General features: G+C 57.5%; 12 protein-coding genes and 1 pseudogene. 5 read left to right on the top strand and 8 right to left on the bottom strand.

The window, feature by feature from the left end:
* Window positions 1–321 precede the first annotated feature (321 nt).
* Complete coding sequence (gene rsmD / locus OVA03_RS00870) at window positions 322–897, bottom strand: 16S rRNA (guanine(966)-N(2))-methyltransferase RsmD (protein ID WP_267526350.1); 576 nt, start codon at window positions 895–897, stop codon at window positions 322–324.
* Window positions 898–1,814: 917 nt separating this feature from the next.
* Window positions 1,815–2,843: pseudogene (locus OVA03_RS17015) on the bottom strand (pseudouridine synthase); the annotation flags it as partial.
* A gap of 78 nt (window positions 2,844–2,921) precedes the next feature.
* Between OVA03_RS17015 and OVA03_RS00860 the strand changes: the two are divergent.
* Entirely contained in the window at window positions 2,922–3,398 is a 477-nt protein-coding gene (locus OVA03_RS00860; RefSeq protein ID WP_267526348.1) for a nucleoside deaminase, read from the top strand.
* A gap of 59 nt (window positions 3,399–3,457) precedes the next feature.
* Window positions 3,458–4,354 (top strand): mechanosensitive ion channel family protein, encoded by an 897-nt coding sequence (locus tag OVA03_RS00855; protein ID WP_267526347.1) that lies wholly within the window; start codon window positions 3,458–3,460, stop codon window positions 4,352–4,354.
* On the opposite strand, the gene OVA03_RS00850 is transcribed toward OVA03_RS00855, so the two are convergent.
* The 3 genes from OVA03_RS00850 to OVA03_RS00840 form a co-directional block, all read right to left on the bottom strand.
* Window positions 4,355–5,008: a DUF4328 domain-containing protein gene (locus OVA03_RS00850; protein ID WP_267526346.1), complete on the bottom strand. Its 654-nt coding sequence runs from the start codon at window positions 5,006–5,008 to the stop codon at window positions 4,355–4,357.
* Window positions 5,009–5,014: 6 nt separating this feature from the next.
* The gene (locus OVA03_RS00845) at window positions 5,015–5,974 is read right to left on the bottom strand and encodes an acetyl-CoA carboxylase carboxyltransferase subunit alpha (protein ID WP_267526345.1); all 960 of its coding nucleotides are present in this window, start codon (window positions 5,972–5,974) and stop codon (window positions 5,015–5,017) included.
* Window positions 5,975–6,216: 242 nt separating this feature from the next.
* Window positions 6,217–7,134, bottom strand: a complete 918-nt coding sequence (locus tag OVA03_RS00840) for a tyrosine recombinase (RefSeq protein ID WP_267526344.1) — start codon at window positions 7,132–7,134, stop codon at window positions 6,217–6,219.
* A gap of 110 nt (window positions 7,135–7,244) precedes the next feature.
* On the opposite strand from OVA03_RS00840, the gene OVA03_RS00835 reads away from it, so the two are divergent.
* Genes OVA03_RS00835 through OVA03_RS00825 form a run of 3 tightly spaced genes read left to right on the top strand, consistent with a single transcriptional unit; the run spans window position 7,245 to window position 10,212 of the window.
* Entirely contained in the window at window positions 7,245–7,817 is a 573-nt protein-coding gene (locus OVA03_RS00835) for a shikimate kinase (protein ID WP_267526343.1), read from the top strand.
* The gene (gene aroB, locus OVA03_RS00830) at window positions 7,814–8,938 is read left to right on the top strand and encodes a 3-dehydroquinate synthase (protein ID WP_267526342.1); all 1,125 of its coding nucleotides are present in this window, start codon (window positions 7,814–7,816) and stop codon (window positions 8,936–8,938) included. The genes OVA03_RS00835 and aroB overlap by 4 nt, the downstream gene beginning before the upstream one ends.
* Window positions 8,935–10,212 (top strand): HlyC/CorC family transporter, encoded by a 1,278-nt coding sequence (locus OVA03_RS00825; RefSeq protein WP_267526341.1) that lies wholly within the window; start codon window positions 8,935–8,937, stop codon window positions 10,210–10,212. Before aroB ends, OVA03_RS00825 begins: the two co-directional genes overlap by 4 nt.
* A gap of 59 nt (window positions 10,213–10,271) precedes the next feature.
* On the opposite strand, the gene OVA03_RS00820 is transcribed toward OVA03_RS00825, so the two are convergent.
* From OVA03_RS00820 to OVA03_RS00810, 3 genes are all read right to left on the bottom strand, one after another.
* On the bottom strand, window positions 10,272–11,243 hold the full coding sequence (locus OVA03_RS00820) for a magnesium transporter CorA family protein (protein ID WP_267526340.1): 972 nt from the start codon (window positions 11,241–11,243) through the stop codon (window positions 10,272–10,274).
* Between the two features lie 125 nt (window positions 11,244–11,368).
* Complete coding sequence (locus OVA03_RS00815; RefSeq protein WP_267526339.1) at window positions 11,369–12,856, bottom strand: Do family serine endopeptidase; 1,488 nt, start codon at window positions 12,854–12,856, stop codon at window positions 11,369–11,371.
* 63 nt (window positions 12,857–12,919) lie between these two features.
* Window positions 12,920–14,173 (bottom strand): ectonucleotide pyrophosphatase/phosphodiesterase, encoded by a 1,254-nt coding sequence (locus OVA03_RS00810; protein ID WP_267526338.1) that lies wholly within the window; start codon window positions 14,171–14,173, stop codon window positions 12,920–12,922.
* Window positions 14,174–14,289: the final 116 nt, after the last annotated feature.

The following is a 14,289-nucleotide window of genomic DNA, read 5'->3' as shown; positions in this document are numbered from 1 at the left end:
TTAGTGATTTAACTTAGGACGCAGTTTTCCGGCCCGAAAAGAACTTAAGTTCAAAATCGGCGAAAATGCGCATGTACTATTCGAGTACTGCAAGGTATGTGCCGGACGGCCTGTCTCTCCCCATGGCCCCCTACCTCGCTTTTGACGCCTAAAAAAGCGCCGCCCCCGGCTCCCGACGGGGGTCATGACGGGCATTTAACCCCTCATTAAGCATATATTGGGGATAGATTTGGAAAGGCGTCAAGCCGCTATTTTGCCACTAGCGCCAATTATACAACAATGACGCGAAGCAGGCCTGAAATGGCCATATTTATCAATAATTTATTTATTAAGAATTTTTTGTTTCAGGAAGAAAACCTGCGCCGCACCATAGTTACGGGTGTCGATTATTTCCCACAGTTCGGACAAAAACGTCGCTTCATCGGCCCCTTTTTCGAGCACAGCGATGGCATTTTCACTTACCCATTTACCTTCGATGAGCTCGGTAAGGGCGACCTCCCCCAACCCCTTGTGGTAGGGCGGGTCCAGGAACACAAGATCAAAGGGCGCGCCCGCAGATGAGGGCCGAATCCCTAATTGGGTCGCATCGCGCCTATGCACGCGGGTCACGCCGAATTTGCCAAACGCTTCGATATTTTCGCGGATGGCCCCGCGCGCGTCATCATCGGTTTCAACAAACAGGCAAAAGGCCGCCCCGCGCGACAAGGCCTCAAACCCCAACGCGCCGGAGCCTGCGAACACATCCATAACCCGAAGGCCCGATAAGGCAGGCATCCAGTCGGCATGTTCAAGAATATTGAACACGGCCTGCCGCGCCCGATCAGACGTCGGGCGCGTCGTTTTACCTTCGGGTGTCGCTATGGCGCGGCCCTTCAAGTCTCCGCCGACGATCCGCATGAGGCCTATTCGCCTCTGGGCTTACGAGGCCCGTCAAAACGGGGGCCAGATGAACGGGGGGCCGAAGATCTGGGGCCCGCACCGCCTGGCTTGGAGAAAGACGGACGACCACCAGAAGGTTTACCACCAAATGAGGGCTTTCCGCCAAAGGAGGGTCGGCTACCTTCGGGGCGATCACCGCGAGGCTTGAAATCACCACGGGGCTTGTCGCCGAAACCACCACCAGCAGGACGGTCGCCACGGGGCTTGAAATCACCACGCGGCTTGTCGCCAAAACCACCACCAGCAGGACGTTCACCGCGAGGTTTGAAATCGCCACGAGGTTTGTCACCGAACCCACCACCAGCAGGACGGTCGCCACGAGGCTTGAAATCACCACGCGGTTTGTCCCCGAAACCGCCACGATCAGGACGGTCACCACGCGGTTTGAAGTCGCCACGAGGTTTGTCACCAAAACCGCCACGCTCCGGACGATCACCGGCGAGTCTATCAAATCTGGGTTTATCAAATCTGGGTTTATCAAACCGCGGCTTGTCGCCAAATCCGCTACGGTCAGGGCGATCACCCCGCGCGGAGAAACCTTCCCGCGGTTTGTCGAAGCGCGGACGTTCAGTCCCCGCGCCCTCCCCTCTGGGTTTGTCGAATCTGGGTTTATCAAAGCGTGGTTTATCGCCAAAATCGCGGCGTGGGCGATCCGAAAATTCCGGGCGCGGATTGCGGTCTTTGGCATCGCCGTCGCCTTCAAAGCGCGGGCGATGGTCGAAATCGCGTTCTTTGAAATCGCGGTCATCCGTGAACTTCGGACGCCAGCCAGCATTGTCGCCGCGTGGTTTATCTCCGAATGGCTTCTTGTCACCAAAGGATTTGCGGTCGCCAAAAGCCGGCTTATCCCCAAAGCCGCGTTTGTCGCTGAAACGATCGCCGCCACCGCGCCGACCATCAGAACGTCCGTCAGAGCGGGCGTCATCGCGGCCACGGCGCGGCGCATCGGCGGTCTGGGACGCGCCTTCCAGCGGCAGATTATTGAGCGGCACCACGCCACTCAGCATTTCGCGGATCACGCGCGGGCCGATTTCCTCAGCCTCTCCGGTCGGTAGATCACCCAACTGGAACGGGCCATAGGCCAAGCGGATCAGGCGGTTGACCTTCAACCCGATCGCTTCAAGCACCTTACGGACTTCGCGGTTCTTGCCTTCGGTCAGCGATACCGTCAGCCACAGATTGGCGCGGCCATCGGCCTTTTCCTGCGCCTTATCAAGCTTGGCATCCATCGAGCCATAGTGCACGCCCTCAACGGTCAGGCCGTCCTTCAGGCGATCCAGACGCTCCTGCGTCGTGCGCCCCAAAGCGCGGACGCGGTAGGTGCGAATCCAACCCGATGATGGCAATTCCAGCGCACGCGCCAGACCGCCATCATTAGTCAGCAGCAAAAGGCCTTCGGAATTCAGATCGAGGCGGCCAACCGAAATCACCCGTGGCAAACCTTCGGGCAGGTTGGCAAACACAGTCGGGCGGTCTTGGGGGTCAGAATGGGTGGTCACCAGGCCGACCGGCTTATGGTAGCGCCACACGCGCGTGGGCTCGGCCTTACCGACCGGTTTACCGTCGACGGTGACCTGATCGTCAGGTTTAATCAGGGTGGCCGGTGTATCGAGGATGCGGCCATTGACCTTGATCTTGCCCAGACCAATCAGGCGCTCAACTTCGCGGCGCGAGGCAATGCCGGCACGGGCCAGAACCTTGGCGATACGCTCACCCGAATGGGCGGCGGCAGCACCCTTTTTGTCACCCGCTTTTTTAGCGTCATGTTTTTTGAGGAAGGCGGCTTTACGGAAATTATCGCGCTTTTCCTCACGCGCGGCGTTACGGGCGTCATCACTCAGTTCAACGGGAGCGTCGGCAGGTACTTCATTTGAGTTTTCGGGCGTGTTTTGGTCATCGACCATGGTCGCTATCTTTCTAAGAGTGAGGGCCTAAACCACTTAGGTCCTTGAAATTGGTCAGCGGATCGTCTGTAAGAGCCTATGGATCATACGGACGAAACCCTGATGGCACTGGCATTGGACGCAGCACGCAAAGCGGGCCTTGCCGGTGAGGTGCCGATAGGCGCTTTAATCTACGATCCGTCAAGTCAAAAGGTGCTAACAACTGTATCAAATGCACCGATATCGACCCATGATGCCACCGCCCATGCTGAAATTCTGGCATTAAGAGCCGCAGGACAGATTGTCGGCAATTATCGCCTGACCGATTTGTGGCTCTATGTGACGCTGGAGCCATGCGCCATGTGCGCAGGTGCCATTTCCCATGCCCGCATAGGCCGGGTGATATACGGTGCCCCCGATCCCAAGGGCGGCGGGGTTGAATACGGTGGCCGGTTCTTTGAACAGCCGACCTGCCACTGGCGGCCAGATGTGCGCGCAGGGGTGCTGTCGGATGACAGCCGCGACCTGCTGAAAGCGTTCTTTAAAGACCGGCGTAAGCCCAAATCTGCCATTTAAGGGTTCACCCTGTCACAAATTTGGTCTTTAATTACCCTAACCAAAGACCAGAGGTTCAGATGATATTTGATTTCAAGGCCATGGAAGCGTTCGTCGGGCAATATTCCGCGCACGCCGAAAAGCAAATTCAGGGCCTGACCGCCAACGCCGACACGATCATTGGCAAAGTCATTGCGGTCGTGCTGATCCTGACGGTCACGCTGATTATCTCAGGCTGGCTGTCAGGCATGGTGCGCAAGATGGCGCGCCGACTGTCGCATAATCCGGCCGACCGGACCCTGCCTGAGTTTTTCTCTCAGGTCGTCAACTGGCTGATCATGGTCATCGGCATCGTGGCGATCCTGTCGCAGCTTGGGGTGCAGACGACCTCGATCATCGCGGTTCTGGGCGCGGCGTCACTGGCGATTGGTCTGGCCCTGCAAGGCACGTTAAGCAATGTCGCGTCCGGCATCATGCTGCTGGTCATCAAGCCCTATGTCATCGGCGATGTCGTGCGCATCAATGATATATCGGGTACGGTGTACCGGCTGGGGCTGTTCACTACGGAGTTAGTGGATGCCAACAATCTGCGCATCAATATCCCCAATTCCAAAATCATCAGCGACCAGATCACCAACTTCACCCACAACGGCACCCGCCGGATCGAGATGATGATCGGCGTCGATTACGACACCGACCTTGATCACGCGCTTAAGGTTCTGAAAACCATCGCGGAAAGCCACCCCAAAACCCTCGAAGCCCCGGTGACGTGGACGGGGGTGCGCGGTTTTGCGGACTCATCCGTGACCATTAGTCTTCAGACCTGGGTGCAGGCGGGGGATTATTTCCAGACGGAAACCGATCTTTATCTGATGATCAAGAAGGGTTTTGACGCCGAAGGGATCGTCTTCCCCTACCCGCATCAGGTGCAACTCGATAAGTATCCGAAGGCCGCCATGACGCCCGCGACAGACTAGCTAGAACTGCTCGACTATCTCTGTGTCAGTGGCAAGCTGTAAACGACAGATGTGCCCCATAACTTTTGTGAAAAATATGCTGGCAAGCAGCATAGGCAACAGAGTCCCCATATAAGCCACGGTCATTAGACTATAGGTCGCGGACATACCGTCTGCCCCCAACGTCACCAGCCCAACAAGCGCCAAGGCTAAAACCCCAGCGCCAAGGTTACATATCCACCACCATAAGATCAGGGGAGCCCCCAATTCTAGCTCACCCGCCTGGCTGGCACGGTTTATCGCCTGCATAATATAGAAAGGCCGGTAAAGACTCAGGATCGGGATGAAAAAACTGCTTACAAACTCAAAGCTGTGTGTGCGCACAGCAGAGGACATGTCGCGAGCATTCTTCAGCGCGCGAGACATCCACAAAAGGTTGATAAACCCAGAGATTACGAAGAAAACGACTTGGTTTACAGCCGCGATTCCGACCCCCATGGCAACTGTAGCCATATTGTCTTCATACCACATCTGCAAATTATCAGAGAATGGCCGGACGATAAGTACGATAAGAAATGCGCAAAATACCGTGGTCGATAAGATATTGATCCACGTTACAAATCTGGCGGTCGTGGTCAGCCTCTTAAATCGTTTCAGCCCCCCGCCTGATTTCATGTACGTCTATTCCAGCCCGATCTTGCCGATAGCATAAAACCGTTCGGCGCGTTGGGCGACCAGTTCCTCGGCGTTGAGGAAATTGAGGGCTTTCAGCTCCTCTTCCAGCACATTACCGACCGTGCGGATCATCAGTTCCGGATCGGAATGGGCGCCACCGGCCGGTTCTTCGATAATGCGGTCAACAATCCCGAATTTCAGCAGGTCAGGTGCCGTGATCTTCATGCGGTCGGCAGCATCCTGAGCGCGCGCACCGTCTTTCCACAGGATCGAGGCCGCCCCTTCGGGTGAAATCACCGAATAGATCGAGTGCTCCAGAATCAGCACGCGGTTGCCGGCGGCGATGGCAATAGCCCCGCCGGAGCCGCCTTCGCCGGTCACTGTCGTGATCATCGGCACTTTCAGGGTCAGGCTGCGCTCGGTCGAGCGGGCAATGGCTTCGGCCTGACCGCGCTCTTCGGCGCCGATACCGGGATAGGCGCCTGCGGTGTCCACAAACGTCAGGACAGGTAAGCCAAACTGTTCGGCCATATCCATCAGACGCACGGCCTTACGGTAGCCTTCGGGGCGGGCCATGCCGAAATTGTGCTTGAGCCGCGTGGTGGTGTCGTGGCCTTTTTCATGGCCCATAACGACCACGCTTTGACCGCGGAACCGGCCCAGACCGCCGATAATCGCCTGATCATCGCCGAATTTACGGTCACCGCGCAGTTCGACGAAATCCTCGATCAGCCCGGAAATATAATCAACAAAGTGCGGACGCTCAGGATGGCGGGCGACCTGCGTCTTCTGCCAGGGCTCCAGCTTTGAATAGGCTTCTTTGCGCATCACATGGGCGCGGAGACGCAGGGCATCCAGTTCCGGCACCATGTCCGTGCCGCCGCTTTCGGACAGGCTGGACAGTTCTTCGATCTTGGCTTCGAGATCAGCAATCGGACGCTCGAATTCGAGATAATGACGCATCAAAGGAATCCCACAACACCGCTTAAGGCGAGCAAATTATAAAGTCTGGCCTTATACAGCAAGCGATCATTCGGAAAAGCCGAAAAATGACGCCCATCTCCTCCCTACGCAGTGGGGAGGTGGCGGCAAGCGTAGCGAGACCGACGGAGGGGTAGCTTGTTGTACGACGCAAATACCCCTCCGCCTCGTAAACTCGGCACCTCCCCACTGCGTAGGGAGGAGAAATTTTAGCGCTTTCCGCATTGTTACTCCGCCCTAACGCTGCGCTTTTTGAGGGCCAACGGATGATGGGTTTCCACCACCTCACGCAGGCGCTCACCGGCGACATGGGTGTATATCTGGGTTGTCGAAATATCCGCATGACCAAGCAGGGTCTGCACCACCCGCAAATCCGCGCCACCTTCGAGCAGATGGGTTGCAAAGGCATGGCGCAGAACGTGCGGTGACACCCGCGCCGGATCAATACCTGCATTTGTGGCGGCTTCATCCAGCAATTGCCCGACCCGGCGGCGCGTCAGGTAACCATCGCCGCCCCGTGAGGCAAACAGAAAGCTGTTTCCCCTATCACCCTTGGCCAGAAACAGCTCGCGCACCCCCAGATAATCCTTGATCGCCACCCGCGCTGACGGATTAAGCGGCACCAGCCGCTCCACCCCGCCCTTGCCCTTAATGATCAGATAGGCCGGGTCTTTCATGACCGCATCCAGCGGCAGGGAGACAATCTCAGACACCCGCATCCCCGACGCATAGGCGATCTCAATCAGGCATTTCAGCCTCAACGCATGATGCGGGCCTTTCAGTTCGGCAGCCGAAATCAGTGATTCGACCTCGTCCCGGCTGATGATTTTGGGCAGGGTTTGGGCCTTTTTCGCCGCCGGTATTTTGCGGCTGGGGTCGGCCAGAATAAAACTCTCACCGACACAGAACCGGTAAAACTGCCGGATGGCCGAGCGCTTTCTTTGCAGGGTTGCCCCGGTTAGGCCCAGCGCATCCAGATGCTCGAAAAACCGCGCCAGAGCGGCCTCGCCCAAGGCCAGCAAGTCATTGCCTGCAAACGCCTCAAGGTCGCTTAAGTCCTGCCCGTAGGCCTCCAGCGTGCGTTTGGACGCATTGCGCTCCACCGCCATCATTTGCAAAAACTGCTTTACCGGATCACGCGCCATCACACTCTCCCACATCCCTTTGCGGGCGGTTCAGCATAAACACTGGAAAATACCCATGAATATACTGTAAACCCTATCAACATGAGCTGTTTTTTTCAACCGTGCCGCCCATGACCGGGCCGTCCGACATAACCGATTACGTGCGTCCGCGTTTTGACCTGCCCAAGCCCCTGGTTCTGGTCGGCTTAATGGGGGTGGGCAAAACCACGGTCGGGCGGCGTCTGGCCGACCATTTCAGCCTGCCCTTTCGCGATGCCGATGAAGAAATTGAAAAGGCGGCGGGCCAGTCTATTGCCAATATTTTCGCAAGTTTAGGTGAGGCCAATTTCCGCGACGGCGAACACCGCGTCATCCTGCGCCTGATTGACGAAGGCCCGCAGGTACTGGCGACCGGCGGAGGCGCGTTCATGCACGCCCAGACCCGCGCGGCCTTAAAAGACAAGGCGATTGTGGTCTGGCTCAAGACCGACCTTAAGGTGCTGGCGCGGCGGGTAGCCAATAAACCCCACCGCCCGCTGCTCAAGGATCGCGACCCGATGGACGTCTTGCGCGAACATGAAACCAACCGCTACCCCTATTATGCCGAGGCTCATCTGACGGTCGAAACCGGCGATCAGTCCCATGCCAAAAGCGTTGATCTGGTGCTTGAGGCCCTCAAAACCTATCTGGATACCCATAAATGACCACAATCCCTGTCGCCGGCGGCGCTTTCACCCCCTATGACGTTCTGGTCGATACCGGACTGGTCGGTGATGTGGTCAGCCATGTCGGCCCCTACCTGAAAAATAAGCGCGTGCTGATCGTCTGTGACGCCAATGTCGATGGGCTCCATGCCGATGGCGTCGTCGCGCAATTTGAGGCGGTGGGTTTTAAAACCTATAAGACCGTCGTGCCTGCCGGTGAGCAGACCAAGTCCTGGGAAGGGCTTGAGACCGTCACCGATGCGTTTGTCGATGCGGGCCTTGATCGCAAGGACGTGGTGGTAGCCCTGGGCGGCGGGGTGATCGGCGACCTGACCGGCTTTGCGGCCAGCATCTATATGCGCGGCATCGATTTCATCCAGATACCTACGACCGTTCTGGCGCAGGTCGATTCCAGCGTCGGCGGCAAGACGGCCATCGACCACCCGCGCGGCAAAAACCTGATCGGCGCGTTCCATCAGCCGCGCAAAGTCCTGTGCGACCTCGATGTGCTGGCGACCCTGCCCGCGCGGGAAATCAAGTGCGGCTATGCCGAAGTCATCAAATACGGTCTGCTGGGGGATAAGGCCTTCTTTGAATGGCTTGAGGTCAATGATCAGAAGGTGTTGGCGCTCGAAATCGACGCCATCAAATATGCCGTCGCCCGTTCGGTCGAAATGAAAGCCGAAATCGTCGCCGCCGATGAGCGCGAAGGCGGCAAGCGCGCCTTGCTCAACCTCGGTCACACCTTTGGCCATGCGCTGGAGGCCGAGGTTGGCTTTGGCGATACCCTGCTGCACGGTGAAGCGGTGGCGATCGGTATGGCCATGGCTTTCCGTTATTCTGCGCGTGCGGGGCTGTGTTCAAAAACCGATGCCGACCGCGCCGTCGCCGCCATTGCGCAGTCCGGCCTGCCGACCACGATTGCTGAAATTCGCAACGCGCCATTTGATGCGGATCGACTGATCGAACACATGGGCCACGACAAAAAAGCCGAAGGCGGCAAACTGGTGTTCGTACTGGCCCGCGCCATCGGTGAGGCGTTCGTGGCTAAAGACGTTCCCACCGCCGATATTTATGACTTCCTGCTGACTGAGGGCGCGCTGGCCCGCCTAGACGCATGATCGCCACCCTGCTCGTCCTCGCCCCAATCCTAATTGGGCTACTGTTTGTGTCGGCGCTGTTTTCGGCGGGGGAAACCTCCATGACGGCAGCCTCACGCGGACGGATGCATCAGCTTGAGCGCGACGGCGATAAGGCCGCCAAGCGGGTCAACCGCCTTCTGACCGATCAGGAAAAGATGATCGGGGCCATATTGCTGGGCAACAACCTAATCAATATCGGCGCGTCGGCGCTGACGACCTCGGTGCTGGCAGCCATGTTCCCCGGCGCCATGGGTATTGCTATCTCCACCGGCGTCATGACCGTGCTTATTCTGGTGTTCGGGGAAGTCCTGCCTAAGACCCTGGCGATCACCAAGCCCGATGATGTGGCGCGCGGTATGTCGCGGATGGTTTTGTGGGCCGTCTATATCTTCGGCCCCGTCGTGCAGGCCGTGCAGTGGTTTGTGCGAAAAACCCTGAAATTGTTCGGCGTCAATATGTCGATGGAAACCGACGTTCTGGCCGCCCATCAGGAAATCCGCGGGGCCATCGAATATCACCACGACGAAGGCTCAGTCGAAAAGCGCGACCGCAACATGTTCCGCGGGGTGCTGGATCTGTCTGAGCTTGATGTCAGCCAGATCATGGTTCACCGCAAGCAGATATTCATGATTGACGCCGACCTTGGCATTGAGCGCATCATCGATGAGGCGCTTAAAATCGGCCATACCCGCATCCCGCTTTATCGCGACAACCAGGAAAACATCGTCGGCGTCCTCCATGCCCGCGACCTGTTCGCCGCCATCACCAAGGCCAGAGGCGATGTCTTAAGCCTCGATATTGACGCCATAACGCGTGAGCCGTGGTTTATCCCCGACACCACCAACCTCAAAAGCCAGTTGAACGCGTTTCTAAAGCAAAAGCAGCACTTTGCGCTGGTGGTCGATGAATACGGCGCGCTGCAGGGCATGGTGACGCTGGAGGACATCTTAGAGGAAATCGTCGGTGATATCGAAGATGAACATGACACCGCCCAGACCGGCATCCGTAAGCAGGCCGATGGGTCGTTGATTGTTGATGGTGATGTACCGATCCGCGATCTGAACCGCTTTATGGACTGGGATCTGCCCGATGATGATGCGGTAACTATCGCGGGCCTTGTGATCTATGAGGCCCGCACCATCCCTCAGCCCGGTCAGACCTTCATCTTTTTTGACCGCAAGTTCCAGATCCTGCGCCGCCAGCGCAACCAGATCACGGCGCTAAAAATCACCCCGATAGTGATCGAGAACTAAAATACCTCCCTGAAATCAGAGATTTCAGGGAGGTATAGTTTACGCCCTAAACTGGGCGGTCATAGCCAGCCCCGGCGCCGAAAGACCCAGTAAGGCACCAGCACCGCCACACCCATCAACCCCAACGCCAACGGATACCCGATCACCCAGTGCAGTTCAGGCATGTGGTCGAAATTCATGCCATAAACACCGGCGACCAGTGCCGGTGGCAGGAAGAATACCGCTGTGGTCGAAAATATCTTGGATATTTGATTCTGCTCGACATTAATCATACCCAGAGCGGCGTCGAGCTGGAAGCTGATCTTGCCTGACAGAAAGGCAGATTGCTCGGTGACGGAAAATGCGTCAGAGCCCAGAGCTTTCAGAGCGCGAACATGGGCGTTTCCCTGTGGCAGGGTATTGACAAGGTAGGTGCAAAGGCGGTGCAGGCTCTGGGTGCTTTCGTGGATGCGCGAATTGAGGTCGGCATAGAAGCCGAGCGCCTTGAGCACCTCATGCATAATCTCCGAAGGCGTGCGTTTTTCGCCTTCGAAACCATGATCAGAAAAGATACGGCCTGAAAGGCTATCAAGGCCGTTAATCACCTCTTCGGCATGGGCTGCGGTACGTAGAATGAGCGTTTCCACCAGCGCCATCAGCACATCCGTACTGGTCTGAAAGTTCTTGGGGGATAAAAGCAGGCGTTCCTGAAGCTGCAAGAAGACAGGCGCATCAATATCGCGCAGGGTAATAAGAAAGTCGGGTGTAAGAATTAACGTAATCGTACCGCAGCTACGCGCTTCATCATCGTCTAGCAAAGTGGCCGTCATATAGGCAGTGCCATCACGCGTATACATGCGGTTCAGGGCATGATCGCGCCAGGTTTCTTCCCGCGACGGTAGGGCAATATTGAGGTACTGTGGCAAGCGCCACAGTTCTTCTTCGCTAGGCTGGATCAGATCGATCCATACGGGATCGTCCGGTACATTCTGATCGGCCTTTTGCTGTGTTTCCGCTATCCGTTCGCCCGTCCGGTGAAAAATGGTAATCATGAGGACACCCTGCTGCTTTCGACAGGCTACGCTCATAGACTTGCCTAATGTTTAAAAAGTCCCCCACAACCCGACCGTAAACGGTCGCGGCTCCCGGAACGCAAAGCACTCAGGAAGGTATAAACTTATGACCTGAATTGGGCGGTCATTGTCTGCCCCTGCCGGATGATGCTGATTTTCCACACCGCCGGACGGGTGTTGAGTATCTGCTCTAACTGCGCAGCCGACGTAATCGGCGTGCCGTTGACATCCTTAATGATGTCGCCGGGGCGGAAACCGGCGCGGGCCGCATAGGCGCGGTTCGATTCAATCCCGTATACCAGCACCCCGCGCGGGGCGGCAAAGATATCGATGCCCGCTTCTTCGGCCACGGCGGGCGACATATTGACAACCTTGGCCCCCAGCAGCGGGGTATTGGCCTTGATCAGGCGCTCATCCTTGGCGGGTGTGGCGATGGGCGGTTGCACCTTGACCTTAACCGATTGCGGTTTGCCGTCACGGATAATGCCCAGTTGCGCCGTCTCACCGGGGTTGCGTACACTCATCCGGTAGGCGATGGCGCGGGCGTCATTGACCGCCTGACCATCGACCGCGGTGATGACATCGCCGGTGCGCAAACCGGCCTGATCGGCCGGACTGCCCTTATAGATATCGCTGACCAGCACGCCTTCAGGGCGCGGCAGATTCATCGAACGGGCAATATCAGAGGTCACCGCATCGCCCTTGGCGCCCAGCCATGGCCTAACCAGCGTGGATTTCCCACCCAGCGCCGTATCAACCACCCGACGCACCATGGCCGACGGAATGGCAAACCCAACCCCCGCCGATGAGCCTGAGCGTGACAGAATAAAGCTGTTGATGCCGATCAGGTCGCCGTCCATATCGACCAGCGCCCCGCCGGAATTGCCAGGATTGATGGCGGCGTCGGTTTGAATGAAAGCCCCCTCACCCGGCCCGACATCGGTGCGGTCAAGGGCTGAAATAATGCCATTAGTCACCGTCTGGCCGACCCCAAATGGGTTGCCGATCGCCAGCACCAGATCACCGACCTCCAGATCGCGACCGTCATCCAGATTGAGCGTGGTGAACTTTTCGCCGCTTGTCTCAAGCTGAAGCACAGCCAAATCCGTGCGTTCATCAGCCAGCAGCAGCTTGGCCGGAAACTCACGCCGGTCATTGAGCACGACCATGAACTCCTGCCCGCCCTGAACGACGTGGTTATTGGTCACGACCACGCCGTCGCCGCGCACGATCACACCCGAACCGAGAGACTGCTCGACCTGCGGACGCGGATTGACGCCGCCGAACATCTGCCAGAACGGATCGACCTGACGGCGGGTGACGCGCTTGGCATAGACATTGACGACCGCGGGCGCTGTATCGCGCACGACCGGCGCAAAGGACGACTTCATGCCGATGGCGCTGTCAGGCACTTTACGATTGGGTGTGCCGAGCGGTTGCTGATGAAACCCCGAACCCTCGTAATTATCCTGCGGTTCGGTCTGGCCGGAACAGGCGCTCATCAAACCGGCCATAGTCAGGGCGATAATGGAGGCAGCTTTGCGTAAGGATGTCGTCATGGGTTCAGTCAGGCTCACAAAAGGAATAGTCATCCAATTATGTAGAGGTCTTTGCGGCGCTATCAAGGCCGCATGACGCCTGAAAAAAGCCGGATATCATTTGTTCAGCGCGGGCTTAAACGGCCGCGTCGTGCCGTCATAGGGTTCGGGCTTAAGGTCAAGCAGTTCCATGATCAAGCCATAGACATTAACATTATCGAAGGTTTTCAATCGCACGCCGGATTTAAACGCAGGTCCGCTGGCGATAAACACGGCTTGCATGTGCTGATCATAGGGGTCATAGCCGTGACTGCCACCCTCTGGTTTGGGCATCCAGCCGTCGCGGGAGGGGGCCACGATATAGCCGCCGACATCAGCCATGCAGACGATCGTGCGCACCCTGATGTGTTTCCCGAAATGGTAGCGGGCCGGGATCTTGCCTTTGCGCCAACAGGTCATGTGCGGTGGTTTATTGCGGATCAGAATCCGGTTCACCTCAGCCTCATGACCGGGCTTGGGGTCAAGCAGCACCACCTGCCCGCCCGCCACCAGATCATAGCTGTCATTCGGTAGTATATCGGCGATGCGGACAAAGGTTTCGGGTTGGTGTTTGGCCATGCCGTGATCCGACACGATGACGATATTGGCGGTGATGCCTCTCGATTTCAGACCATCGATAAGTTGCCCCACCGATTGATCGACATCAGCCAGAGCGGCATTAACCTGCGGGCTGTCGGGGCCAGAGTCATGGCCTTCGTGATCGACGGTCGAGTAATAGAGCGTGATAGCATCGGGCCGTTCAGCGGTCGGCATATCCAGCCAGTTGAGTACCTGCGCCACGCGCGCCGGGTGCGGCATCTCCTCATCATAGGTCATCCAGTATGTCGGTCGCACACCACGGATATCGGCTTCAGAGCCAGGCCAAAACATAGCCGCGACCTTAAGGCCGCGCGCCTGCGCGCTGACCCAGAACGGTTTGCCATCATCCCACCAGAAGCGATCAATGACCGCCTCGCGGTTGGACAGCCGGAACGTCACCTCCGGCTTACGCGGATCGCGCATGGTATTGCCGATAATACCGTGATGGTCAGGCCGCAGGCCGGTGACCAACGTATAGTGATTGGGAAAGGTCAGGCTGGGGAAACTGGGGCGCATGGTCGCACGCGCGCCACTATCGGCCAAGGCTTTGAGATTGGGGGCTATGCCACGATCCAGATAGTCGGCCCGAAAGCCATCAATGGAAATCAGGATCAGCGGGGCTGGTTTTTCACTGACCGCCTCAACGGGCACCACAGGCGCCTGCGGCTTGGAAACGCAAGCCCCCAAGCCCATCATGATCAGGGCGATGGCCCCCAAAATCTGTTTACGCATAGAACACCCGGCTTAACCCAACGATCACAACAGACTACATAAAAGATGCGTCAGAGCGGTGACAAGGGGGAGACGGCAGCGGCCCACAAAAAAGGCCCCCGCTAATGCGGAGGCTT

The sequence above is a fragment of the Asticcacaulis sp. SL142 genome, from assembly GCF_026625745.1.
In the GTDB taxonomy this organism is placed as follows: domain Bacteria; phylum Pseudomonadota; class Alphaproteobacteria; order Caulobacterales; family Caulobacteraceae; genus Asticcacaulis.
Note: the sequence above shows the minus strand (reverse complement) of the source record. Positions and strands in the feature narration are given on the sequence as shown.